Genomic DNA, 24,196 nt, shown 5'->3' on the forward strand with positions numbered 1-24,196 from the left:
GACTATCTCCCTGTGAATTCAGGCGAGCGGCGTGCAACGACCGCATCCAGCCCTTCGGCAAAATCTTCGGAGCTAATAAGGACAGCCTGGCTCGAGACATTGGCCGTCCACTCCGCCTGCATCGAGCTTTCCAGGCCCCGGTGGATTGCTTCCTTGACGGTGGCATAAGCGGTCGGGGCCGCAGCAGCGAGTTCGGCGGCAAACCCCCGGCCACGTAGAGACAGCTCCTCAGGCGAGACCACTTCGCTCACCAGTCCGCTGGCAAGCGCCTCCTCGGCCCGAACCTGTTTGCCCATAAGGCACATTTCCTTCGCCCGCCCGAGACCGACGATACGCGGCAGCAGAAACAGCCCGCCGAGCGGGGGCATGATGCCGAGCTTGATCCAGCTTTCCTGGAACATGACTTTCTCATCCGCGATCCGGAAATCGCAGGCGAGTGCCAGCTCACATCCCACCGTAACGGCAGCGCCGTTGATGAGGGCAAGGGTCGGCTTAGGGCAATGATAGATCCGACGCGCAGCACCCTGGAACTTCTCGTAGACCTGCGCCTTGATCTGCGCGGCGCCCATCGAAGTCAGCTCTTTCAGAAACCTGAAATCAGCACCGGCCGAGAAGTGTCTGCCTTCCGCAGCAAGGATGATGACCTTCACGTCCGGATCATCCGTCAGCGCATCCATGCCCGCACAGATTTCACCAAGAGAATGCGGGCTAAGCGCGTTGCGGCCATCCCCCCGGTCAATCGTAAGCGTGCCCACACCTTCATCGATACTGAGACGGATATCCTCGAAAACGGTCATTCGCCCTTGTCTTTCATGGCCTTGTAGATTCGGGCCGTTGCCTGCGTTGACAGGCCCATGAAGAGACTTTCCTGATCGAGGTGGGCCTCGAACTGGCCATCTTCAGCCAGATTGAGATTGGCCTTCATGTACCGCCAGCCCATGCGCGGCCCCTTCGCCAGACGCCGGGCCACCTTCAATGTCTCTTCCCGCAGGGTCTCGTCTGAAAAGACCCGTGTGTAGAGCCCGAAGGCGAGCGCTGCCTCGGCATCGAACTTTTCGCCGAGGATGAGCAGCTCCCGCGCCTTGGCGGTGCCAAGAATCTTTGTCCAGAACCAGGTCGACCCGAAGTCGCCCCCGCCCCCGATCCGGTCGAAGGCAGAAAGAAATGTCGCCGACCGGCCTGCGAAACGAAGGTCACAGGCTCCGGCGATACCGATGCCCGCTCCCGCCACCGGGCCATTCACCATCGCAATGGTAGGTTTGCCCATTTCGTGCAGCAGGCGTGGCGTCTCCATATGACTGCGCAGGCGTATATGGCTTTGCTCGACAGGGCTTCCCCGCTCGGGACTGACCTCCATCGGGGCGCGATCCCCCTTGAGGTCACCCCCGGAGCAGAAGCCCCGCCCGGCACCGGTCACCACAACACAACCGACAGAGGGATCGCTGGCCGCGTCACGTGTCGCATCCGCCAGAGGCGCCATGATCGCATCACTCAATGCATTCAGGCTTTCAGGCCGGTTCAACGTGATGACCCGGACACCGTCCACGTCTTCCGTCATGACTGTCTGCGCTTCGCTCATCCCTTGGACAGCTCCCAGTGACGCGCCATCATCTGAGCTGCCTCCTCTGCGAGGTCTGCCGGCACTTCCGGATACATCGCCATGCGCCCCTTCTTGGGAAGCGCGATCGTTGCCGTAGCCTTGACGGTAACTTCGTCGCGCTGGTTCCTGAACTCGGCGCGCACATCGATCAGGGCCTGACCGTTCTCCTCGCGCTTACCGAGCACCTCACCCGTGATGATTTGGGTATCGCCCATATAATTGAACTTACGGATTTCATCGTGGACATGCGTGATGATGCCATCGTCGCCCGCCCAGTCCTGAAGATAATGGAACAGGTAGTTCTCCCGCATCACACCATAATCATAGGCCATCGGATTGCCGATTGCCTGTGCCCAGAGCGGGTCCCAGTGCAAGCGTTGCGCGACGTCGGGAATACCTTGCTCGTTCTTGATATAGAACGGCGCGATCCGCTGGCGGTTCTTGTAGGCAAGCCGCCCGACCGTCGGCGCGTAGGGCACAAAGCCATAGCCGCCGGAATGAAAACAGATTACGTCCGTAACGGTCAACGGGCCCTTGGCCATCTTGCCGAGACTGTCACCAACCCCGACATCGTCCCAGTAACGCGTATCCGCCCCGCGCACTTCTTCCTGCGCGTAAACGGCATCGATCTCCGCAATATCTTCATCAGTGTAGGTTGCCGGCTCGATATGGCTGTACTTGCCCTTCTTCTTGGCTGTCTTACGCTCCGTCAGGATACGAAGGATGCGATAGACCGCGACAACCTCGGCGTTCTGGTTGACCTTCACATCTTTACGGACGCAGATCACCGAACGGCCACCGAATTCCGAGTTCTTCACCTCGCAGCTCTCGTCTCCATTATAGGAGTAAATCGTGTCACCTGGCCGCGTAGGGCGATAGAAGTCCCACTTCGAGCCGGATACGAAAACGTGAATCCCGCGAAAAAGAGACTTGCGAAGCTTCTTGATATGATCCGGCGTCGGGTCGCCTTTCATCGGGGAGTTCACCGAGCCAATCATCATGCCGGGAGCGATCACACCGCCCCAGCGGGTCCCTTTGGCGTACTCCGGGTCACAGAATACCGGATTGTCATCGCCGCACCCATGCGACCAGTTGCGGATATTGTCGACGGTCGCCGTCTGGTTGTACTCGCGATGCCGGGACGGTGACATGAAACCCAGAAGCTGTTTCTGGCGATCAATATCCTCGTCGGTAATCTCGTATTCAGTGGCTTTTTGCCACTCTTCGCTTTCAAGGACCTCTGTCTTGCTCTTGGCCATTTGTCGGTCTCCCTTTGGTAACAGTCAGGCGGTTTCGCTCTCTGTCGCAGTGAACATGTCTTGCACTTGCGGCAGCGCAGGTTTCATTGACGGGGTGCGCGGAACGTCATCAACGATCTTCCAGCGAACCGGCACCTGGTAAGCCGCGAGATATTGCTTGGCGAAAGCCTTCAAATCTTCATTGTCAGGCTCATCTGCCCCACTTTTCAGCATGACAGCGCAGACGGGCACGGCGCCGAGCCGACGGTCAGGTATACCGACCACAACGGCCTCCCGTATGGCCGGATGCTTTTCGAGGGTCGCGGCCACGTCGTCAGGATGGACCTTGAAGCCGCCGCGAATAATGGCGTTATCCGCACGCCCCTTAATGAACAGGAATCCATCCTCATCAATGACCGCACGGTCGGTGGTCCGTAGCCACTCATCGCCTATTCCGAACTGGCGCGCCTTCATTTCCAGAACGCCTTCAGCACCGGGCTCGAGCTCCTCACCCGTTTCCGGATCGACCACCCTGCCCGTGACACCCGGCTGAAAGCGTCCGACGCTGCCGGGTTTGTCTTTGTAATACTTTCGGAAGGCGCCCAGAGACCAGCCTGCCACCGCGCCTGAAAATTCCGTGGCACCATAATTTTGCAGCACAGGCAGGTCGTAGCGGTCCAGAAACTCCTGTGTGATGGCCGGATCAAGCGGCTGCGCTCCTGTCCGCAGGGCCTTCAGGCTGGAAAACACATCAGCAGGCAGGTTGGCATCGAGGATCATGCGCAATCCGGTCGGAACCGCACCCGCGACGACCGGGCGGTGACGTGTCACAGCATCGGCCCACGACTCGACTGAGAATTTCTCGACAATACAGAGCTGTCGCCCGCCGAGAATTGTGTTGAGCGCCCCCCAGAGACCGCCGATATGCGCCATCGGATTTGTCAGAAGCTGGACGCCACTGCGCAACCTTGGGGGATCATCGGGCGATCGGTCCTTTTCATAGGACATGGCCGATCGGAAACTCTGGAGGAAAGCATCGCGCTTCAGGGGGATACGCTTTGGTGTCCCGGTTGTGCCACTGGTCAGCATCTCAATGATGACGCCTGGCTGGGTATAGGCAATATTCTTGCCGGTGATCTTCTCGAATCCCGGCCGTAGGCGGGCACCCTCGAGCACGGGCTGGGTCTCAATGATCGCCGTCCCGGCTGCTTCCAGAACAGGCAGGATGCCAGGACGTTCAAGATCAACATCCGTACCGATCACCACGGGCAGATTGAGCCGCTCAAGGTCTGCACGGATCTTGTCTTCCGGCAGCATGGGATTGATCGAAACCATCACCCCATCGACCCCGACAGCGCTCAATACGCCCGCAAGGACGTCAGGGTGGTTACGAACAAAGACCCCGATCCTGGCGCCCTCTCCAAGACCAAGTTCTGCAAGCTCGGCCTGAACAGCACGTATCGTATTGCCCAGATCACCCCAGGAATACCATGCACCGTCATAATCGATGGCATCCGCAGATGGATCGATCTCGAGAACGCCGTTCAAGAGGTCTGACAGAAATGACATGAGTAACCCTCCAGGACCGCACACTTCCTGCGCGAAATCCTCTTATATAACTAAGTGCACTTTGTGAAAAGTATTATCTCGCCTTTGATGAGAATTTATTTGAGCTCATCGAAGGGCACGCCCTTGTCGGCACGCATCTCACCCGGCATGCCGAGCACACGTTCAGAGATCTGATTACGAAGCACCTCGTCAGCGCCCCCGGCAATCCTCAGGGCTGTCGACCAGATATAGTCGTGCCAGAGTTGCCGCGTGGGGATGACGTCTTCATGGGGCGCAAGCGCGTCCATGCCGCGTATTTCCATGGCGAGCCCAGACGTCTGCTGAAGCCGGCTCGCATAAGTGAGCTTCATCATCGCTGCCAGCGCCCCGGGGTTTTCCCCGCGCGACACCATGGTACGCAGCCGGGCCTGAAAATATTTCGCGGCGCGTTCCTCAGCATAGGCCGTCGCAAGTGACAGGCGCACCGCCGGATCATCGAGCGCAGTGGCCCCCTCCATCGGCGTGTCGGCCGCATATTGCATGAGCGCCTCAATCCGGCCTTCCTCGCCCTGATTGAGCCTTTCGCCCATCAGAACGGTCATGCAGCAGGCCCACCCTTCACCCTCGGCACCGATGCGGTCACCTTCGGGTATCCGAACATCGCTCAGGAATGTTTCGTTGAAATCCGAGGCTCCCGAGATCTGCCGGATCGGGCGGATCTCTATGCCAGGTGACTTCATGTCGACCACGAAGAAGGTCAGCCCCTTGTGCTTGACCGCTTTCGGGTCGGTCCGCACGACGAGAATGCCCCAGTCGGAATGGTGTGCCCAGGAAGACCAGACTTTCTGGCCATTGACGACATAAGCGTCACCCTCCTTGACGGCTCTCGTGCGCACAGCCGCCAGGTCGGAGCCGGCCGCCGGCTCCGAGAACAGCTGGCACCAGGTCAGCTCGCCCTTGAGCGTTGGTTCGACGAACTTCTTTATCTGCTCGTCGGTACCGTGTTTACCAATAACCGGCAACGCCATGCCGAGACCGATCCCGATATATGGCCCCTTTGGCAGATTGTATTTTTTCTCTTCCTCGTCGAAGACGACAGCCTCCACGATCGTCCCACCGCGGCCGCCAAGGGACTTCGACAGGAGAATGCCGGCATAGCCACCATCATAGAGCTCACGCTGCCAGGCCTTGCCCCGCGCAACTTCGTCAGCGTCATCCAGGGTCGCACCGGGGGGCAGCTCATGGCCGGGCGCGTGTTTTGCCAGCCACGCTTTGACCTCGGCGCGAAATTCAGCCTCTTCGGGGGTGTCATTGAAGTCCATCTCAGGCGGTCTCCATCTGCTTTCCGGGTACATGGGTTACCAGCCTGTCCGCCCAGTACTGGCGCGGCCCAAGCGTGATGGCGAGCGTACGTTCCCGCCGGTAGTGAAAGTGACAATCGGCCTCGAACGTGTACCCGATGCCGCCATGAACCTGGAGGTTCTCTCGCGCGGCCTGCTCATAGGCGTTGATCGCACTCAGGCGGACTGCAGCTGCGGCAACCGCCAGCTCGGCTGGCGCATTATCGGAAGCCCAGCCTGCGAAGAAAGCATTGGACCGGGCAAACTCAGTGGCCACCAGAATATCGGCCAGTTTGTGCTTGATGGCCTGATAGCTTGCCAGTGAGCGTCCGAATATCTGGCGGTCCATCGCATAATCCCGCGCCATGTAGACACAGGCTTCCGCACCACCGACGGCCTCGAAAGATGCCTGGACAGACATCCTGTCTGTCAGCGTCCTGAGCCCGTCTTCATCGCCAACACTTGCCTCAAGAAGCGAAGCCGGCGTGTCCTTGAAAGTGAGCGCATAATGCGCCCGCAACTGGTCAAATCCATCAAGCTTGCGTCGCTCAACGGTCTCACCGTCGAGCTCCACAAGCGCAAGCGCCGGCTTGCCTTCATATGCGCAGTAAACAACCGCCAGGCTTGCAATACCTGCATCTCCAACAGGCGTTTTCACCCCCGACAGTTTTCCGGCCCTGCAACTGACACTGGAAGACTTCGGCCACCAGCCCTGTCGTCCTTCAGCATGTGCGAGTGTTCCCACAACCTCTCCGCAGGCAAGCCTGGGAAGCCAGGCTTCCTTCTGCTCATCGGAACCGAATCTCTGAATCGCATCTGCGGCACAGACAATCGAAGCATAGAAGGGAACAGCCGCGACTGCCCGGCCGACCTCCTCGCTGATCACGCCAAGGTCGAGATCACCCAGTCCGAGCCCGCCATACTCTTCAGGGATGCGGGCTCCGGGAAACCCCAGCTCAGACAGGGACGCCCATAGCGGTTCATCCCATTCGGCTCCCGCATCAATCAGTTCGCGCAGCCGGTCCGGCGAGGATTGCTTCCCCAGCAATCCTCGAGCCTGTTCAGCCAGCATCTTCTGTTCCTCAGCAAGATCGAAATTCATGCCTGCCAGTCCTCCCGTTCGGATTGCACACTATTATCAACTTATATAACTAGGTCAATTAACACTTCTCGGTTGCAGTGATGCATGTCAGTGTAGGAGAAGACAAGGGATACAGAGGGAGCCACCCATGAAATTCGAAACCATCCTCTTCGACGTGAAGGATCGTGTGGCAACGATCACGATCAACCGGCCCGAAGCCATGAATAGCTTTACGCGCCAGATGATGGACGACTTCACAGCCGCCTGGCGCCACATTGCCGAAACAGAAGACATCCATTGTGCCATTCTTCGCGCTGCGCCGGGAAAAGCTTTTTCAACCGGCGTAGACGTCAAGGCCGCCTCGCAGCCGGGCGGTTCGGTCATGCACGACGATATCTGGGTCGCCGAAGACCCCGGCGAGCAGCTGGGCCCCAAGTCAAACCGCTGCTGGAAGCCCATCATTTGCGCCGTTCATGGCATGGCCGCGGGGGGCGCCTTCTACTGGATCAATGAATCCGACATTGTCATCTGCTCCGAAGACGCAACCTTCTTTGATCCGCATGTCACCTATGGCATGACGGCTGCCCTGGAACCGATCGGCGCCACCTATCGAATGCCCCTCGGGGATGTCATGCGCATGACCCTGCTCGGCAATGACGAACGCATCTCTGCGCACACTGCACTTCGTCTTGGCCTGGTCACCGAGGTCACGGAAAATGACAAGCTCTGGTCACGGGCCGATGAGCTGGCGGCGATCATTGCGGCGAAGCCGCCCGCCGCGACAGCGGGCTCAGTCAAAGCGATCTGGGAGTCGCTCGACATGCCGAGATCTGTCGCACTCAGAACCGCCCTCAAATACTGCCAGCTCGGCAACCCCGTCGGACAGACTCAGGTCGACAGAGCCGCCATTATGAGCAAAGCGAAATCCTACACGGTGCGATGAGCTGAACCGTTCCAGGCTTGCCTACCCTTACAACTTGTGTAACTAGGTGATATAAATAGACACTTCACCCGGGAAATATCACCATGCCTGAAGCTTACATCATTGACGCCGTTCGCACCCCCCGCGGCATTGGCAAGGTTGGAAAGGGATCCCTCGCCCATCTTCACCCGCAAGTGCTGGGCGCTACCGTTCTGAAGGCCCTTAAGGAACGGAATAACCTCAAGACCGATGAGGTCGACGACATCATCTGGGGCTGCGCAACCCAGGTCGACAAGCAGGGTGCTGATCTTGGCCGGATGTCGGCTCTTCTCGCCGGATATGACGTGAAAGCATCAGGTGTGACACTCGACCGTTTCTGCGGCTCCGGCATCACATCGGTCAGCTTTGGTGCCGGCCAGATCATGTCCGGCATGGAAGACATGGTCGTTGCCGGTGGCACTGACATGATGTCATATACCGCCTCTCTCGCTGACCCGACGCGCCTGCCAGTCATGGACAAGGACAACCCCACGCTCCGGGAAATGCATCCCCAGTCCAATCAGGGGGTCTGCGCCGATGCGATCGCTACGATTGAGGGCATTTCCCGCGAGGCCACGGAGAATCTGGCAGTCGAAAGCCAGAAGCGGGCCGCACGCGCCATCAAGGAAGGCCGGTTCGACAGGAGTCTCGTCCCGGTTCTCAATGAGGATGGCACTGTCGCCCTCGACCGGGAAGAGTTCCCGCGTCCAAACACCACGAATGAAAGCCTTGCCGGGCTAAAAGCATCATTTGCTGCACTCGCCGACATTCCCATCGACGAGAAGGGCAACACTTACCGCTCGCTGATCAACAAGAAATATCCGGATCTCAAGATTGAGCACATCCACCATGCCGGCAATTCGTCCGGCGTGGTCGACGGCTCGGCCGCCATCCTGCTGGCGTCACCTGAATATGCCGATAGTCAAGGCTGGAAACCACGCGCCCGCATCGTCACAGCGGTAAACGTCGGCGACTGCCCGACCCTGATGCTCAACGCCCCCGTTCCGGCGGCAAAGAAAGCGCTGCAACGTGCTGGCCTGACCAAGGACGATATCGATATCTGGGAAATCAATGAAGCCTTCGCTGTCGTGGCCGAGAAATTCATCCGTGACCTCGACTTGCCGCGCGACAGGGTCAACATCAATGGCGGCGCCATGGCGCTGGGGCACCCGATTGGCGCAACCGGCTCAATGCTCATAGGCACCGTGCTCGATGAACTCGAACGTCAGGACAAGAAACGCGGCCTCATCACCATGTGCGCCGCGGGCGGTATGGCCCCGGCCATCATCATCGAAAGAATCTAGCGCGACCGCACTCTCTTTAGTGTCTACACTACATATCAATCTACAATTGCAGACATATCGCCCGCCCAGCCGGATAAACTATTGTATTTATACAATATGCCCTCACTCCATCATTATCAACGAAATGGAAAACGAAACGGGCTAACGGAGGTATCCTAACATGTTTCACATGCTGTGGAGGCAAGATTACAACCGCCACTTAATTTTGACACCAAGGCTGGATTGCCAGACACAATAGTTAAAAAAAATGTCAAACCACCAAAACGATTGAGCACATCGACGAGAAAGTCCGGTACTATCTTTGTCCTTAGCGCTATCATCCAATTCCAAGATTGGGACTTGCGTAACATTCATGTAAAAAATCGTGAAACAATGTGAAAGTCGACATCTACGACATTATTGTTTTTAAACAGTTTTTCTATTCATATAGAGCCCTTCACCCGCTCCAGCCTTTACGTCTCCGGCATCCAGCTCAGATCAAGCTGCTTATAACGGTCGATATAACCGCTATAGGCAGACAGAACTGATTCATCGCGAACGCGAATGAATGTGCCATGGCGCTCAAGCCCGCCCTCCTCTTCCAGACGGGTAAAGGTGCGTGAGACGTGGACGCTCGTCATGCCGACGACATCCCCGATATCGGTCTGGTTCAGGGGGCAGTGGAAGCGGTCATGCAGCAGCGTGTTCATCAGCCGGAGCCGCCCGAAGGTCTGCTGCACGAACAGGGCGAGCTTCGCCTTGGCGCTGTTGCGCCGGAAGACCGAGGCTCTATCTTCCTGCTCGGCGCTTTCGATCATCGCAATCGTGAGCAACAGGGCTGACAGACGCGGCGAGTTGCTGAGCAGGCTGACCAGGTTCTGTCGCGGGAACGGGCAGACAATCGCCTCCGATCGCGCTATGGCCCGGTACGGCGTCGACGCATAGGGCACCTGCGAAGCGCCGATGATATCGCCGGGATGATGGACGCGCACGACCGAGCGCATACCTTGCGCATTGACGGTCTCGGACAGCACCCAGCCTTTTTTCAGAACGTAGAGATCGTTAACGGGGGCATTGCCCTCAAAGAGCGCTTCGCCCGGCTCAATTGTCCGGCGCTCTTTTTCCAGCGCAGCCAGCAAATCGGACTGGCGGTCATTGATGGGCGCGAGGGCGCGCAATTTCTCTGCAAGGCAGCTTTCAGCCTCTTCGCATGGCTCGATGAGTTCAGGCTGGATGTTTTTCATATCCCACGTGATATACAAATCTTCATGTTTTCAAGGGCCTGCAGTTTGCGAGGCCGTCTATATGACGAACCAGCGAAGCTGAAGTTCCACGTCTTTCCATTGGATCCGGCATGAAAAAACCGGCTCCGGGATGACCGGCGCCGGTTCTTCGAGCAACAACGGAAACGCGCCTTAAGCGACGTGATGTTGTTGCTGCCTGATGCGCTTGAGCGGCGCATCCACCTTACGGTGAGCAATGTGCTCCGGCCGGGGACGGCCAGCACCGAAAGGCGCCCTCAGGCGGTTGGACCAGGCATTGAAGACAAAGAAGCCGTTCATCCGCTCGAAGGGCGTGATGTTGCCATTCGAGGCGTGCAGCGTGTTGCAGTCGAAAATCACGACCGAGCCTGCCTTCGGCGCCGGCGCGACAATACCGCCCTTTGCCACCATATCGGCGATGGAGTCCTTGTCCGGTATGCCGGTCTCCTGGCGCTTGAGCGAAGACTTGTAATTGTCTTCCGGGGTCTCGCCCACACAGGAGATGAACCGCTTGTGGCTGCCCGGCACGAACATGACAGGGCCGGCTTGCGGATGGTTGTCGGTCAGCATCACCGACATGGACAAGGCGCGCATGCGCGGCATGCCATCCTCGGCGTGCCAGGTCTCGAAATCGGAGTGCCAGTAGAACTCCTTGCCCTTGAAGGCCGGCTTGTAGTTCAGCCGCGACTGGTGAATGTAGACTTCATCGCCCAGGATATGGCGGGCCAGATCGGCCAGTCGCGGATCACGGGACATGAGGTCAAAATCCGAACTCTGCCTGTGAATGGCAAAGACGGAGCGCACGGCGCCACTATCCGGCTCGGAGATGACGGTTTCGTCTGCAAGGCTGCCCGGATAATCACGCATCTCATTGGCGGTGAACCGCATGCGCTCGACTTCTTCGGGCGAGAACACGTCCTCGAGAACCATAAAGCCATCGCGTTCAAAGGCGGCAATTGTCTCGCTGGCGACGGGCGCGTTAGCCCCGTCTTTCGGCGAAACGACCGGATCTTTCCGATGGATAAGTTCGGGTTCCGTATTCAGGCGCGTCTGATAAAGATCCTCTCTTGCGGTTTGCATGTCTAAGCGTTCCTCAATTGGTTGCACCGGCTCGATGAAATGCGTGTCGCCGGCGTCAGGTCATATTTGTAAGAATGGGCGCTTCGGGGTGTCGGCCCATTGAGGCCCACCTACGCAGGGACGCATCCGCAAGTTGCGTCACGTTCCTGAAACCACACGTCATGATAATCCTGATTAAGTGAGAAGGCTCAGGCGCGCCTCCGGCGCCTAACCTGCATCAAGAGGTCGAGCTCTAACGTGCATGAGAAAACGGTCTCTGCACGAAGGGGCGCCTGTCTGCGACAGTCCTCTGCCGTCGATATTCAAATCTGGTGAATTACCGGCCCATAAGCCGACAATGCCCGCCACACGGGGTGGCCAGAGCACTGATTATAAATTTTTTTACTCTTTTTTGGACAATGGAAACACATTAATGGGAAGCAGAATGCATCTTGGTTAAAGTATACAAAGACGAGCGGGAGGCTGCACGCCTTCAATGCCTGCGCCGGATGCGGATACTCGATACTGCAGCCGAAGAATGCTTCGACTCCATTACAAGATCTACGGCCCGACACTTTAATGTGCCGATTGCGCTGGTTTCCCTGGTTGATGAGAAACGCCAATGGTTCAAGTCGAGGGTCGGACTTGATGCCTGCGAGACGGACCGGCGCCACTCCTTCTGCGCCCACGCCATCGGGCTTGAGCAGGTCATGGTCGTCGAAGATGCCACGCGCGATCCGCGCTTCGCCGAGAACCCCCTCGTCACCGGTGCCCCCTTCATACGCTTTTATGCGGGCGCCCCCCTCAAGATTGCCGGGGAGGCACTTTCGATCGGCACCCTGTGCGTGATCGATACGCAGCCGCGCGCTTTCGATGCGGAGCAGCGCGGCGAACTTCTTAAAATGTCGCGGCTCGTCACCCGACAGCTCGACAGATATCCGCGGCGGTCGACTCCCCCGTCAGCCCCCGGTCTCCAGGAGGGAGGCCCGGAATGAAAAATCTTCTCCTGCGCTTGAAGGATATCTTCGATGCGCTGCCCTACCCTGTCTTCGCCAAGGATGACGAGCATCGCTGGATATATGGCAACCAGGCGTTCGCCGACCTGATCGGCCGCGAGGATTTCGTCGGGCTGGACGATCGTGACCTGTTCCCGCCCGAGCAGGTCGAAGTGTTCTGGGCTGAGGACGACCGCGTCCTGAAGGGACAGGAAAGTCTCAATGAGGAGCAGATTGGCGAGGACTCCTTCGCCCTCACGAAAAAGGTGCCGCTCACCTTCCCCGATGGACGCCACGGCCTGGTCGGCATCATCACCGATGTGATCAAGATGCCGGAGCCCTCGACAGAGAGCGAAACGCACAAGCCCTCCCTGCTCGACTATGTCAATTCGCGCACGACCATGCTTCAGAAACGCCTCAACGAGGCCATGGTCGAAAAGGAAAGAGCACTCAGCTTTTCACGCACCGACCCGGCGACGGGCCTGCTCAACCGGGCCGGCCTCGAGCATGCCCTGAGCCAGCAGATCAAATACGCCGATGAATCCGGAGAATCTTTCTCGCTTGTCCTGATCGATGTCGATCACTTCAAGCGCATCAATGAACAGTATGGCCACGCGACGGGCGATACGGTGATCAATGTCCTCGCCAAACGGCTCAGCAAGCTGAAAGGCGCTGTCAGTATTGCACGGATGGGGGGCGACGAGTTCGCTCTGATCTCCACGAACACAAGCGACGGCCTCGAAGAAAGCCTGGAAAAGCTCTGGCAGGCACGGGCCTTCCTTTTCCGACCCATTCGGGTTGGCGACAATGATGTCACGCTTTCGGGCTCAACCGGGGCTTGCACCTATCCGAGGGACGCCGATACCGTTCACCGGCTGCGCAAACGCGCCGACCTCGCGCTGCATGCCGCCAAGAAGAATGGCCGCAATGGCGACCGGGTTTTCGACGCCGTGCTTCAAAGCCAGTCGCGGCGCCGCACCCGCATCGAGGAAATGCTTCCAGCCGCGATCGAGCAGAGAAAGATTACCGCCCATTACCAGCCCATCCTGTGCAGTGAGACGCGGCACGTCCGGGGCGTGGAGGTTCTTGCCCGCTGGAACGATGAAGTGCTCGGCCCTGTCGGCCCGGATGAATTCGTTGCCGTTGCCGCCGAGCTGGCGCTTCAGTCACGTCTCGACAAGCTGATCATGGACATAGCCATGCGCGAGGCCCGGGACTGGCTCGCCAGCGGTGCCATTGCCTTCCTCTCAATCAACATCTCGCCCATCGACATTGTCTCGCGCGGCTTTGCCACAGACCTCCTGCGACGGATCAAGGCCGCAGACATCAGGCCTGACCAGCTCTGCCTCGAGATCCTGGAATCGGCGATCATCGAGGATGTCGATTCCGCGCGGCGCAATATTGCCCGCCTTCGCGAGGCTGGCGTTACCATCGCCCTCGATGATTATGGAACCGGCTATTCCAACCTGCGCGCGCTGCTCGACATGCCGCTCGACCGGCTGAAGATCGACAAGTCCCTCGTCGCTGGCATCGAGAGCAACACGCACGTGCTGGACCTGGTCATTTCCATCGTTCAGCTCGGCCGCTCCCTCAACCTCGCCCTTGTGGCCGAAGGGGTCGAAACCGCCAGCCAGGCCGCCTTTATCGAAGGCGCCGGCTGCCCGCTCATGCAAGGTTATTTCTTCGCCCGGCCGATGCCCGCGGAGGCGCTTTCCAGGTGGCTCGATGCGCACGCCAAGGAAAGCGATACCAATCCACGCCGCCAGAACCGCGACATCGCCTGAGCGGTCTCGCGTGCGGCCGGCTTGCTTTAGAGAAAGTCGCGCAGCGTTTCCATGAACAGGTCAAACCGGTCATGGTGGAGCCAGTGGCCGGCCTCGGGGAACAGCTTCACCTGCGTATTGTCCCCGAAATACTCGATCCGGCCGTCTTCGGCAGGGTCGGACGCCCAGCTTTTCTCGCCATAGAGGAGCAAGGTCGGACAGGTGATCGAGGCCCAGAGCTGATGTAGCTGTTCCTGGGTGATATCGACAGACTCCCAGACGCGCAGATAATTGTCGAACTTCCAGGAATAGGTCCCGTCTTCATTGCGGGCGATGCCATTGATCGTGAGGTGGCGCGCCTGTTCCTCGGAGAGAAAGCTGTTTTCTTCCTTCATCCGCGCATAGGCCTGCTCAAGACTGTCATAGCGCTTGGGCTGGCGCCCGGAGAGGGCCCGCTTGTCGGTCAGCATCTTGCGGAACCGCTCCTGCCAAGGCGTCTTTTGCCGTTCGGCCAGCCTATCCGGACTGGGCCCCAGCCCCTCAATGGCGACAAGCTTGCGGACATTCTCCGGATAGAGACCGGTATAGCGCAGCGCGATATTCCCGCCGAGCGAATGCGCGACCATCGTGACGGGCGCGAGTTTGAGCTGATGGATCAGCTGCGCCAGGTCATAGATATAGGCCTGCATGTTGTAATTGCCTTCGGGCGACCACGCGCTGTCGCCATGTCCGCGCAGGTCCGGCGCGATAATGTGCCAGTCATGGCGCAGCTCTTCGGCCACCCAGTCCCAGGAGCGGCAATGGTCCCGCCCACCATGCACCAGAAGCAGCGGCGGGGCGTCTTCATTGCCCCAGTCGGCATAATGGAGCTTCAGGCGTTGGGAGAAATAAGTATGGGAAACAGGGCCGTGGAGTGTCATGCGGGCCTAGTTGAGCGCATCGTTTCATAGAAGGCAATCGCTGCGGCATTGGAAACGTTCAAGCTCTCCATGCCCGGCTGCATCGGGATGCGGGCAAGCGAGGCACACGCCTTGGCGACGGCGGGCCGCAGGCCTGAGCCTTCAGCCCCCATGACGATAGCAAGCCGCTGGGCCCCGCTGACCGCGTCGCCGATCAGTTCGTCTCCGTCGCCGGCCAGCCCGACCGTGTGGTAGCCAGCCTTGCCGAGGGCATCGAGCGCCCGGGCAATATTGACCACGCGAATTTCAGGAATGCTCTCAATGGCGCCGGCGGCAGCCTTGGCGGCCACGCCGGTCACTGGCGGTGTGTGCCGGGTCTGCAGCACAAGCCCGCCGACCCCGAAAGCAGCCGCAGAACGGAAGATCGCGCCAAGATTGTGCGGATCGGAGATCTGGTCGAGCACGCAGAGGCAGGCCGGCGCTTCCGGTCCATTGATCACGTCTTCGAGAACGAGAGGCTCGAGTGGCCGGGTCTTCACGGCCAGTCCCTGATGCACCGCCCCCGCCGGCAGGATCTTGTCGAGCGCCTTCGGCTCCATGATTTCGAAGTGGTCGAATCCGGTCCGCCGGGCTGCATTCTCCGTTGCCACACCGCGCAAGATCTCCCGGTTCCGGTTCGAGATCGCCGCCTCTACGGCATGCTGGCCCCATATCCAGACCGGCGCTGTCGGGTCAGGTGCAGAGCCTGCTGCAAATCGGCGTTTCTCATGGTTGCGTGGAATAGGCTTCATCCCTATAAAGCGCGCTTCGGTGCGCCGGTGACTGTTGTTTCAGGCATTAGGCGTTCTGTTCCGGCGGCGTCAATCGGAGCGTCGCAGGGCAGCCCTGTGGAGGGGTGGCCGAGTGGTTAAAGGCAGCAGACTGTAAATCTGCCCGCATAGCGTACACAGGTTCGAATCCTGTCCCCTCCACCACTGCTCTGCCCTGTTCTTTCTGACATCGCTGGTCCCCCGGATTTTCCGGGCGGGTATAGCACAATGGTAGTGCAGCAGCCTTCCAAGCTGAGGATGCGGGTTCGATTCCCGCTACCCGCTCCATCCCCGACAAAGCACGATCCTTCCGGCCTCAAGGCGGTTCGCAAGCAAGAACTCTCCGCCTATCCGCACAGAATTTGGCTGAATGTTGCTCAAACGCCACGATTATCGAGCAACCCGCGATTGACTCGCCTCCTGCCCCCGCGTATTTCAACAGATGTTGAACTCAACGCTTGTTGAATAAAAAACGAGGCCAAACAAGGCCTTTCGGGAGGACAATCAGGATGCATGATTCCAAGAACAGACTAATTGCGGCTGCGCTCTGCGCGACGGCCCTGACGCCTGTCACGCTGCCGGCCATGGCCCAGGGCACAGACACGGCAGAAACCGCAGACAGCCAGGCCCAGTCCCGGCGCTTCAACACTGTCACCGTGACCGCCCAACGCCGCGAGGAAAACCTTGTCGACGTGCCGCTGTCGGTCTCGGCCTTCGATGGCGACCTGCTCGGCGATCTCGGCGTGGCCGACATCACCGAAATCTCAAAGATCACCCCGAACGTGACGCTGGAAGTCTCGCGCGGGACCAATACGACACTGACCGCCTTCATCCGCGGCGTCGGCCAGCAGGACCCGGTTGCCGGCTTTGAGTCCGGTGTCGGCATCTATGTCGACGACGTCTATCTCAACCGCCCGCAAGGCGCCGTGCTGGATGTCTATGATGTCGAGCGCGTCGAGGTGCTGCGCGGCCCGCAGGGCACGCTTTACGGCCGCAACACGATTGGCGGGGCCATCAAGTACGTCACCCGCGGCCTGTCGGACACACCGACCTATGAGGTGAACCTGAAGGCAGGGACCTATAACCAGCTCGACGGCGTCGTCACCACTTCCCTGCCCGTTTCCGACGATTTCCGCGTCGGCGCCTCCGTCGCCAGCTTCAATCGCGACGGGTATGGCGAGAACATTCTCAACGGCGACGAGAACTACAACAAGCGCCTCTTCGGCGCGCGTGTTTCCGCCGAGTATGATGTCACCGACACCTTCCAGCTGCGCGCCGCCGCCGACTATTCCCTCGACAAGTCGAATGCCCGTCAGGGCCACCGGCTGATCGCAGACCAGTTCCCACCCTTCGACTATCCGGTCCTGGACGACGTCTATGACACCCGTGCCGGGCTGAATATCGTTCCGCAACGGGTCGAGGCCTATGGCGGCTCGCTCGTCGCAGAGGCTGAACTCACACAGAACTGGACGATCAAGAACATCCTCGCCTATCGCGAAGACGAGAGCACCTCGCCGATCGACTTCGACTCCCTGCCGGAAGCTGATGTCGACGTGCCGGCCATCTACGAAAACGACCAGTTCTCCGAAGAGCTGCAATTCCTTTATTCCGGCGAACGCCTCGAGGGCCTGCTCGGCTTCTACTATCTCGACGCCAATGCCTCGACGGTCTTCGACGTGCTGCTGGCCACCACAGGCGCCCTGCCCTCCGTCGGCGTGCCGGGCCTCAACGCACAGACCTTCGGCGACGTGAACACCGAAACCTGGTCGCTCTTCGGCGACTTCACCTATGACCTGACTGACAAGTTCTCGGTCTCGCTCGGCGGTCGCTACACCGAAGACACGCGCACCTCGCAGGTCCTGCGGCGCACCTATGCCGGCGGCTTTTCGGACTTCTTCGGCGGCAGCGGTATCCCGGTCGCCGTTACGTCCGACTTCAATGGCGAAGCGACGTTCGACGATTTCAGCCCGCGCGTCTCGCTGAGCTACAAGGTCACGCCGGACTCCAATGTCTATGCAACCTACGCCCAGGGCTTCAAGGGCGGCTCCTTCGACCCGCGCGGCCAGACCACCGCCGCCCCGGACCTCGACCAGGACGGCACGGTTTCCGAACAGGAAGTCTACAACTTCATGCAATTCGACCCGGAAGAGGTCGATTCCTATGAAGTCGGCTACAAGGCGAGCCAGTTTGGCGGGGAGCTGACCTACAGCCTCGCGGCCTTCTATTCCGACTACAAGGACGTCCAGGTGCCAGGCTCGGTCGGCGTCGATACCGATGACGACGGCGTCAGCGACACCTTCACGGGCGTCACGACCAATGCCGGCGCGGCGACAATCTGGGGTATCGAGTTCGAAGGCAACGCCACGCTTGCCCAGGACTTCGCCAATCCGGGCGACTATCTGAACCTTGGCTGGTCGGTCGGCTATCTCGACGCAGAGTATGACGAGTTCATCGATGCCTTCGGCAACAATGTCGCCGATGAGCGCGTCATCCAGAACACGCCGGACTGGACCGCCAATGGCCGGCTGGCCTACGACACGCCGTTCGCGGGCGGGAACCTGCTGATGAACACGCAGCTCTCCTATCGCGGTGACTCCAGCCAGTTCGAAGCGCCGAACCCGTATCTCGACCAGGAAGCCTTCACCCTGTGGGATGCCAGCATCCGCTGGGAGACCGCCGACGGGCGCTGGGGCTTCAGCGTGAACGGCAAGAACCTGACCGATGAGGAATACATCGTCGCCGGGTACAACTTCGTGAACATCAACCAGGATAGCACTTTCACTCCGACGCTGGGTCTGGAGGGGACGCTGACCGCCTTCTATGGCGATCCGCGGACGGTCACCTTCGGGGTCGACTATAAATACTAAGGGGGCACACTCCCGGAAACTTGCAAACCTGGCGGCGTCCTTCGGGGCGCCGCTTTTTTGTGAGGCGTTTCGCAGCGGTGGCGCGCTCAGCGCTGGCCGATGCGTTCGAAGCCGGCGGTGATGAAATCCACCATCTGGAGATAGCCGCCCTCGAGATCCGTCGAGCAGACCTTGCCCTTCGAGAGATGATCGAGACGCCCGGTCTGGGCGAAGGCGAGCGTCAGGGCGCCCGAGAGGCAGTGATAGCCCCAATAGATGGCATCGTCGCTGGCCTCCGGCAGGGCGTCCTGCAGCGCCTCGATGAAGCGGTCGATTGCCGGGTCGAAGGATCTGCTCATAAGCTGGCCGCCCCAGGCCGTGGAACTGTTCACATAGGCGACCATGCCATAATAATTGCGCCAGCCCGGCTCTTTCAGATGCGGCCCCGTCATTAGCGGGCGCAGATAGGCATCGATGATATCCCGGACGGACACAGGCCCCTCTTCGGCCTGTTTGAGACAGGCTTCGAGCGCGTCGAGGCGCCACTTGTTGAGGATCTCCGCCCGGCGCTGGAAAGTCTGCTCGAACAGCTCGTGCTTACGCCCGAAATGATAATTGGCGAGCGCGACATCGACACCGGCATCCTTGGCGATCATACGGAGCGTGACCCCGTCATAGCCATGCTCGGCGAAGTTCGCTTCGGCCGCATCAAGGATCGCATCCTTGCGTGAGATCCTGATCTCTGCCTCTGCCATCCGCGCCCCGTCCTTTCTGTTGTCAGCGCAAGGTAAGCATCTCTGCCGATTTCTCAAAGCAGGTGGCTTTTCAGCTTGTGCTGCGCCTTGATCCCAGTATGTTTCAACAACTGTTGAATAAGCGTTGCAGAAGACAATGCCAAGGGGAGGACCAATGCAAACTGAAGATGTCCATTATCGCTCGGCCGACGGGCTGACGCTGTATGCGAAAAGCTACGGGCCCACCGATGCCCCGCTGACCGCGCTCTGCATGCACGGGCTGACCCGCAACCACAAGGATTTCGAGCCGATGATCGCCGCGCTGGGCGATCTCTGCCGCTTCGTTTCGGTCGATGTGCGTGGGCGCGCCAGATCCGAATGGGCAAGCGATCCCGAAACCTACACTCCAGCCGTCTATGCCGGCGACATGGCCGCCCTGCTCGATCATCTGAAGCTCGACAAGGTGGCCCTGATCGGCACCTCCATGGGCGGCTTGATGTCGATGGTCATGGCCAGCACGATCCCGGACCGTATCCAGGGCATCGTCATGAACGATATCGGCCCGGTCGTCGAACAGGCCGGCCTCGACCGGATTGCCGGCTATGCCAACACTGTCGAGCCCGAAGCCGACTGGCAGGCCGCCGCCGCTACGGTTGAGCGCGTCCAGGCCGACATCTTCCCCGACCTTTCCGGAGAGGACTGGATGGCGTTCGCGAAACGCACCTATCGCGAACTGGACGATGGCCGCGTCCTCCTCGATTACGACCCGGCGATCACACGCACCGTGGGCGAGGTCAAACCCGACCCCGAAGTCCAGGCGCAGATGTGGAAGCTGTTCGAAGCCACGCATGCCGTGCCGCTCCTCCTCATCCGCGGCGAGATGTCGGACATCCTCTCGCCCGAGACCGCGTCGCGCATGATCGCTCAGCATCCCGACGCCCGGCTTGTCACCGTGCCGCGTGTCGGCCATGCCCCGCTTCTGGATGAGCCGGAGGCTGTCTCGGCCATTGCCGATCTCCTGAAGCGGCTCGGAGCCAGCTCGCAATGACCATCCCGAGCGCGACAATCCCGAAACCCGCGATCAACCGCACCTGGATCCTGATCGTCCTGACGCTGGTTTACACCTTCAACCATGTCGACCGGCAGATCCTGATCACTGTCATCGAACCGATCAAGGCCGATTTCGGCCTCTCCGACGAGCAGATCGGCCTGCTCACCGGCTTTGCCTTTGCCGCCTTCTACGCGACGCTCGGCATCCCGGTCGCGATGTGGGCCGACCGGGGCAACCGGCGCAACATCATTGCGCTCGCCCTGACCATCTGGTCGGGCATGACGGCGCTGACAGGCTTTGCGCAGAACTTCATCCACCTTTTCCTCGCCCGCATGGGTGTCGGAGTCGGGGAGTCCGGCGGCACGCCCCCGGCGACCAGCATGATCGCCGATCTCTACCCGCCCCAGCAGCGCGCATTTGCCCTCGGTGTCTACACCACCGGCATCGGCTTCGGCATCATGGTGGGCTATATCCTCGGCGCCTTCGTCTATGCCCATTTCGGCTGGCGGGCGGCTTTCTTTGCGGCCGGCATTCCAGGGCTGATCCTCGCGCTTCTCGTGCGTTTCACCGTCACCGAGCCGATACGCGGCTTTGCCGATGCCCGGGAGACGACCGAGGAAGCGCCAGGCTTCCTCGAAACGCTGAAATTCATGCTGAGCCAGCAATCCTATATCCTCATCCTGCTCGGCTGCCTGATGCTCTGCATCACGGCCAATGCCTTTGTCGCTTTCACCTCCAGCTATCTCCAGCGCACCTTCGACGTCACGGTGGCCGACGTCTCGCTGCCGCTTGGCCTGCTGATCGGCGGCGTCGGCGGGGCCGGGGCCATGATCCTCGGCGCGCTCTGCGACCGGCTGTCGGCCAATGACCTGCGCTGGCGGCCCTGGATGATCGCAGCCTGCAGTGCCGTCGCCCTGCCCTTTGCCTGGATGATGCTGAGCGCACGCAGCGTCGAGATGGCCTATGTCTGGAATGTGGTCCCGAGCTTTGTCGGGCTGATCTATGCCTCCATCGCCTACACCGCGACCCAGGAGCTGGTGAAGGTGCGCATGCGCTCGGTGGCGGCCGCCTTCACCCTGTTCAGCCTGACCCTGATCGGCATCGGGGGCGGACCCTGGATTGCCGGGCGGATCAGCGACATGTTCCTGGCGGCCGGTCACGAGGCACCCCTCGCCTCCGCGCTCAAGGTCATCCTCGGTTTCAATGCAGCGAGCATTATACTGCTGGTGCTGGCCGGTCTGAAGTATCGAGACGATGCCGCACGCGCGGCCGCCTAGATGACCCTTCGCACCGGGCGAGCCGGCCTCTCGGCCTGGGCCGCATAGTCGTCGAGCAGGCCGAGAATGTCCGTCACCTTCTGGGGCCGGGCGATGTAGAAGCCCTGCACGCAATCGGCGCCCATGCCGGTCAGCAGGGCGAGCACTTCGCCCGTCTCGACGCCTTCAGCGGTGACGGTCATGCCGAGGCTGTGGGCCAGGTCGATGGTCGACTTGATCAGCAGCGCGTCCGACGAGCCCGGCTGAAGCGACATGACGAAACTCTTGTCGATCTTGAGTTCATGCGCCGGGATCTGGCGCAGATAGGCCAGCGAGGAGAGCCCCGAGCCATAATCGTCGATCGAAATCTCGATTCCCGCCTTGTGCAGCTTGTCGATGTTGGCGAGCGCCAGGGCCGGATCGTCGATGACGGTGGTTTCGGTCACCTCGAAACAATAGTGGCCGGTCTCCTCGCCGATCAGCGCAATGGCCCAGTCGAGAAACTCCGTGTCTGTCAGCAGGCGCCCGGACAGATTGACCGACATGCGGACATCATGGCCGGCGGCCTGGAGCTCGGCCCGGTCAGCGCGGACCTGGCGCAGCACCCATTCGCTGAGCGGGCGGATATGGCCTGTCTCCTCGGCGGTGCGCACGAACGTCTCCGGTGAAACCGGCCCGCGTTGCGGGTGGGTCCAGCGCAGCAGCGCCTCAGCCCCGCACACCGCCTGCATGCGCAGGTCGAACTTCGGCTGGTAGGCCATGTGGATCTCGCCGGTCTCGAGCCCGGCCATCATCTCGCTCATCAGCGACAGCGTCCCGCTCGGATCTCCATAGGCTTCCCCGTCGAACTCGAAAACCGGCAGACGCCGCTCGCGGGCCTGCTGGAGCGCGATGACGGCCCGGTCGATGGTGTTCAGGCGATCTTCGCCATCGTGCCGGGCAAAGCCGACCGAGAGCTGAATGTCGACCTTCTCGCCGTCGATATCGATCGGCTGGATGACTGCGTCCCTGACCCGCGACAGGACCATCCGCGCCTTGGCGGCCTCGCCGGCCTCCATGACGAGTCCGAGCATGTCAGTGCCCAGCCGCCCGACCATCTTCACGCCCGGCTCGGCCTGAAGCCGCGCGCCGAGCGTGGCGATCAGCGTGTTGGTCGCCGACTGGCCGATCACCCCGATGATCTTGGAAAAGCGGTCGGGGCTGATCGCGGCGCAATAGGCTTGCGGCGCCTGTTCGCCCTCTGCCTCGTCGAGGGTGAGCTGAAGCGCGCGCCGGTTCGGCAGGTCCGACTCGGTGTCGGTCAGCGACAGGCGCAGGATATTGTCCTCGCGCTGCTCGATCTCGTCGGCCATGCGGGCGAAACTGCCAGCGAGGCGGCCGATCTCGTCATTCGTGCGGACATCGATGCGGACCCGGTCGCCACTGGCGAGCTGGCGGGTCGCATCGTCCAGCTTGGTGATCGGCCCGGTCACGCTGCGCGAGATGAACCAGGAGCAGATCAGAAGCGCCAGCACCCCGCCGACCGCCATGATCAGGATGGCCAGCAGCATGGGCCGGTACGGCGCCATGGCCCCGGCCAGGGGGTATTCCAGGACGAGACGTGCATCCGGCAACGTGCCGAAGCCGGGGATCCGGCTTTCCCGGATGACGATGCCCGGCTCTGGCGTGACGGGCGTTCCCGCCTCATCTGCCGCGATGACATGGGCATGCAGCGGAATAGAGGACAGCGTCTCCAGCTCGGCCATTTTCGAGGCGCCGAGCTGGGCGCCGAACAGAACCCAGCCGATCCGGTCGGGCGCGCGGATGGGAACGGAAACGACCTGATGCGGGACCCCGTTCAGGCTGATGATCCCCATATCCGAGCCTTGCCTGCGAAGGGCCTCGACAAGGTGTGGCTCCGCCGGCCGTGCGCTGCCGGTTCTCGACTCGACGATGCGCCCGTCGGCGAGAACGATGGCGGCGGCATCGATATCCAGACGCGTCCTGCTGGTCTTGAGCGCCGTCGCAATTGCGGCGATGTCCTGGGTGGCGACGGCGCCGCGCAGGCCGTAATCACGGGCCAGTCCGTCGGCGCTTTCCTCAAGCCGCATGGCCTTCAGCTCCCACAACCGCTCGTAGACCGCCGAGGTGGCGCGCATCTCATCGGAAATCTTGGCCTGGGCCGTATTCTCGATAGTGACATAGACAACCAGCGAGATCACGGCGAAGATCAGCCCCAGAAGGCCGCCATAGGCAAGTGTCAGCTTGGTCTTGAGATGCCTGAACATGGTCCGGTCAGGCGTCGGTGTTCGCGCCCGATGCCCGGGCCGGACCCGAATACAGCGTCAGGGCGTTTTCTCGCGGAAAATATCCAGGAAAAACTGAAAGAAAGACAAGCGCACGCATGATGATGCTTGTCTCAGAAAGACATTACACCTCCTTTAAGTTCGCCTGTTCAATTATTCCCACCGCCGAACGCTTCGAGGCAGGTC

General features: G+C 60.5%; 19 protein-coding genes and 2 tRNA genes. 9 read left to right on the top strand and 12 right to left on the bottom strand.

The window, feature by feature from the left end; translation table 11 throughout:
- Positions 1-2: 2 nt before the first annotated feature.
- From B8784_RS16405 to B8784_RS16430, 6 genes are all read right to left on the bottom strand, one after another.
- Positions 3-797: an enoyl-CoA hydratase/isomerase family protein gene (locus B8784_RS16405; protein WP_084398990.1), complete on the bottom strand. Its 795-nt coding sequence runs from the start codon at positions 795-797 to the stop codon at positions 3-5.
- Complete coding sequence (locus tag B8784_RS16410; RefSeq protein ID WP_084398991.1) at positions 794-1,579, bottom strand: enoyl-CoA hydratase-related protein; 786 nt, start codon at positions 1,577-1,579, stop codon at positions 794-796. Before B8784_RS16410 ends, B8784_RS16405 begins: the two co-directional genes overlap by 4 nt.
- Complete coding sequence (locus tag B8784_RS16415; protein WP_084398992.1) at positions 1,576-2,859, bottom strand: FAS1-like dehydratase domain-containing protein; 1,284 nt, start codon at positions 2,857-2,859, stop codon at positions 1,576-1,578. Before B8784_RS16415 ends, B8784_RS16410 begins: the two co-directional genes overlap by 4 nt.
- A gap of 24 nt (positions 2,860-2,883) precedes the next feature.
- Entirely contained in the window at positions 2,884-4,407 is a 1,524-nt protein-coding gene (locus B8784_RS16420; protein WP_084398993.1) for a class I adenylate-forming enzyme family protein, read from the bottom strand.
- Between the two features lie 95 nt (positions 4,408-4,502).
- The gene (locus B8784_RS16425) at positions 4,503-5,708 is read right to left on the bottom strand and encodes an acyl-CoA dehydrogenase family protein (protein ID WP_084398994.1); all 1,206 of its coding nucleotides are present in this window, start codon (positions 5,706-5,708) and stop codon (positions 4,503-4,505) included.
- 1 nt (position 5,709) lies between these two features.
- Positions 5,710-6,828 carry an acyl-CoA dehydrogenase family protein gene (locus B8784_RS16430; protein WP_084398995.1) on the bottom strand — a complete coding sequence of 373 codons (1,119 nt, stop codon included), beginning with the start codon at positions 6,826-6,828 and terminating at the stop codon, positions 5,710-5,712.
- 127 nt (positions 6,829-6,955) lie between these two features.
- On the opposite strand from B8784_RS16430, the gene B8784_RS16435 reads away from it, so the two are divergent.
- Both B8784_RS16435 and B8784_RS16440 read left to right on the top strand, forming a co-directional pair.
- Positions 6,956-7,750 carry an enoyl-CoA hydratase/isomerase family protein gene (locus tag B8784_RS16435; RefSeq protein WP_084398996.1) on the top strand — a complete coding sequence of 265 codons (795 nt, stop codon included), beginning with the start codon at positions 6,956-6,958 and terminating at the stop codon, positions 7,748-7,750.
- Positions 7,751-7,833: 83 nt separating this feature from the next.
- Positions 7,834-9,072, top strand: coding sequence for an acetyl-CoA C-acetyltransferase (locus tag B8784_RS16440; protein WP_084398997.1), 1,239 nt, complete (start codon positions 7,834-7,836; stop codon positions 9,070-9,072).
- Between the two features lie 452 nt (positions 9,073-9,524).
- Here the strand turns inward: B8784_RS16440 and B8784_RS16445 are convergent, their stop codons facing one another.
- Positions 9,525-10,295 carry a Crp/Fnr family transcriptional regulator gene (locus B8784_RS16445; RefSeq protein WP_084398998.1) on the bottom strand — a complete coding sequence of 257 codons (771 nt, stop codon included), beginning with the start codon at positions 10,293-10,295 and terminating at the stop codon, positions 9,525-9,527.
- A gap of 171 nt (positions 10,296-10,466) precedes the next feature.
- On the bottom strand, positions 10,467-11,393 hold the full coding sequence (gene thpD, locus B8784_RS16450; protein ID WP_084398999.1) for an ectoine hydroxylase: 927 nt from the start codon (positions 11,391-11,393) through the stop codon (positions 10,467-10,469).
- A gap of 431 nt (positions 11,394-11,824) precedes the next feature.
- Between thpD and B8784_RS16455 the strand changes: the two genes are divergently transcribed.
- Together B8784_RS16455 and B8784_RS16460 are read left to right on the top strand one after the other, a co-directional pair.
- Positions 11,825-12,367 (top strand): GAF domain-containing protein, encoded by a 543-nt coding sequence (locus tag B8784_RS16455; protein ID WP_233356205.1) that lies wholly within the window; start codon positions 11,825-11,827, stop codon positions 12,365-12,367.
- Complete coding sequence (locus B8784_RS16460) at positions 12,364-14,151, top strand: EAL domain-containing protein (protein WP_084399001.1); 1,788 nt, start codon at positions 12,364-12,366, stop codon at positions 14,149-14,151. The genes B8784_RS16455 and B8784_RS16460 overlap by 4 nt, the downstream gene beginning before the upstream one ends.
- Before the next feature lie 26 nt (positions 14,152-14,177).
- Here the strand turns inward: B8784_RS16460 and B8784_RS16465 are convergent, their stop codons facing one another.
- Positions 14,178-15,050: an alpha/beta fold hydrolase gene (locus tag B8784_RS16465; RefSeq protein WP_084399002.1), complete on the bottom strand. Its 873-nt coding sequence runs from the start codon at positions 15,048-15,050 to the stop codon at positions 14,178-14,180.
- The gene (locus B8784_RS16470) at positions 15,047-15,820 is read right to left on the bottom strand and encodes a TrmH family RNA methyltransferase (RefSeq protein WP_084399003.1); all 774 of its coding nucleotides are present in this window, start codon (positions 15,818-15,820) and stop codon (positions 15,047-15,049) included. Before B8784_RS16470 ends, B8784_RS16465 begins: the two co-directional genes overlap by 4 nt.
- 98 nt (positions 15,821-15,918) lie before the next feature.
- On the opposite strand from B8784_RS16470, the gene B8784_RS16475 reads away from it, so the two are divergent.
- The 3 genes from B8784_RS16475 (at position 15,919) to B8784_RS16485 (ending at position 18,705) form a co-directional block, all read left to right on the top strand.
- Positions 15,919-16,003: transfer RNA gene (locus B8784_RS16475), tRNA-Tyr, on the top strand.
- Between the two features lie 49 nt (positions 16,004-16,052).
- Positions 16,053-16,126 (top strand) — tRNA-Gly (locus tag B8784_RS16480).
- A gap of 221 nt (positions 16,127-16,347) precedes the next feature.
- Positions 16,348-18,705, top strand: coding sequence for a TonB-dependent receptor (locus B8784_RS16485; RefSeq protein WP_084399004.1), 2,358 nt, complete (start codon positions 16,348-16,350; stop codon positions 18,703-18,705).
- Positions 18,706-18,791: 86 nt separating this feature from the next.
- Here the strand turns inward: B8784_RS16485 and B8784_RS16490 are convergent, their stop codons facing one another.
- Positions 18,792-19,439, bottom strand: coding sequence for a TetR/AcrR family transcriptional regulator (locus tag B8784_RS16490; protein ID WP_084399005.1), 648 nt, complete (start codon positions 19,437-19,439; stop codon positions 18,792-18,794).
- A 154-nt stretch (positions 19,440-19,593) separates the two neighbouring features.
- On the opposite strand from B8784_RS16490, the gene B8784_RS16495 reads away from it, so the two are divergent.
- Both B8784_RS16495 and B8784_RS16500 read left to right on the top strand, forming a co-directional pair.
- The gene (locus tag B8784_RS16495; RefSeq protein ID WP_084399006.1) at positions 19,594-20,466 is read left to right on the top strand and encodes an alpha/beta fold hydrolase; all 873 of its coding nucleotides are present in this window, start codon (positions 19,594-19,596) and stop codon (positions 20,464-20,466) included.
- Entirely contained in the window at positions 20,463-21,746 is a 1,284-nt protein-coding gene (locus B8784_RS16500; RefSeq protein ID WP_084399007.1) for a spinster family MFS transporter, read from the top strand. The genes B8784_RS16495 and B8784_RS16500 overlap by 4 nt, the downstream gene beginning before the upstream one ends.
- On the opposite strand, the gene B8784_RS16505 is transcribed toward B8784_RS16500, so the two are convergent.
- Complete coding sequence (locus B8784_RS16505) at positions 21,743-23,992, bottom strand: putative bifunctional diguanylate cyclase/phosphodiesterase (protein ID WP_084399008.1); 2,250 nt, start codon at positions 23,990-23,992, stop codon at positions 21,743-21,745. The genes B8784_RS16500 and B8784_RS16505 overlap by 4 nt on opposite strands.
- Positions 23,993-24,196: the final 204 nt, after the last annotated feature.

The organism is Henriciella aquimarina (assembly GCF_002088975.1).
Lineage (GTDB): Bacteria > Pseudomonadota > Alphaproteobacteria > Caulobacterales > Hyphomonadaceae > Henriciella > Henriciella aquimarina.

Coding starts and splice junctions, on each gene's coding strand:
- B8784_RS16405 (WP_084398990.1), bottom strand. CDS start 797: ATGACCGTTTTCGAGGATATCCGTCTCAGTATCGATGAAGGTGTGGGC.
- B8784_RS16410 (WP_084398991.1), bottom strand. CDS start 1,579: ATGAGCGAAGCGCAGACAGTCATGACGGAAGACGTGGACGGTGTCCGG.
- B8784_RS16415 (WP_084398992.1), bottom strand. CDS start 2,859: ATGGCCAAGAGCAAGACAGAGGTCCTTGAAAGCGAAGAGTGGCAAAAA.
- B8784_RS16420 (WP_084398993.1), bottom strand. CDS start 4,407: ATGTCATTTCTGTCAGACCTCTTGAACGGCGTTCTCGAGATCGATCCA.
- B8784_RS16425 (WP_084398994.1), bottom strand. CDS start 5,708: ATGGACTTCAATGACACCCCCGAAGAGGCTGAATTTCGCGCCGAGGTC.
- B8784_RS16430 (WP_084398995.1), bottom strand. CDS start 6,828: ATGAATTTCGATCTTGCTGAGGAACAGAAGATGCTGGCTGAACAGGCT.
- B8784_RS16435 (WP_084398996.1), top strand. CDS start 6,956: ATGAAATTCGAAACCATCCTCTTCGACGTGAAGGATCGTGTGGCAACG.
- B8784_RS16440 (WP_084398997.1), top strand. CDS start 7,834: ATGCCTGAAGCTTACATCATTGACGCCGTTCGCACCCCCCGCGGCATT.
- B8784_RS16445 (WP_084398998.1), bottom strand. CDS start 10,295: ATGAAAAACATCCAGCCTGAACTCATCGAGCCATGCGAAGAGGCTGAA.
- thpD (WP_084398999.1), bottom strand. CDS start 11,393: ATGCAAACCGCAAGAGAGGATCTTTATCAGACGCGCCTGAATACGGAA.
- B8784_RS16460 (WP_084399001.1), top strand. CDS start 12,364: ATGAAAAATCTTCTCCTGCGCTTGAAGGATATCTTCGATGCGCTGCCC.
- B8784_RS16465 (WP_084399002.1), bottom strand. CDS start 15,050: ATGACACTCCACGGCCCTGTTTCCCATACTTATTTCTCCCAACGCCTG.
- B8784_RS16470 (WP_084399003.1), bottom strand. CDS start 15,820: ATGAAGCCTATTCCACGCAACCATGAGAAACGCCGATTTGCAGCAGGC.
- B8784_RS16485 (WP_084399004.1), top strand. CDS start 16,348: ATGCATGATTCCAAGAACAGACTAATTGCGGCTGCGCTCTGCGCGACG.
- B8784_RS16490 (WP_084399005.1), bottom strand. CDS start 19,439: ATGGCAGAGGCAGAGATCAGGATCTCACGCAAGGATGCGATCCTTGAT.
- B8784_RS16495 (WP_084399006.1), top strand. CDS start 19,594: ATGCAAACTGAAGATGTCCATTATCGCTCGGCCGACGGGCTGACGCTG.
- B8784_RS16500 (WP_084399007.1), top strand. CDS start 20,463: ATGACCATCCCGAGCGCGACAATCCCGAAACCCGCGATCAACCGCACC.
- B8784_RS16505 (WP_084399008.1), bottom strand. CDS start 23,992: ATGTTCAGGCATCTCAAGACCAAGCTGACACTTGCCTATGGCGGCCTT.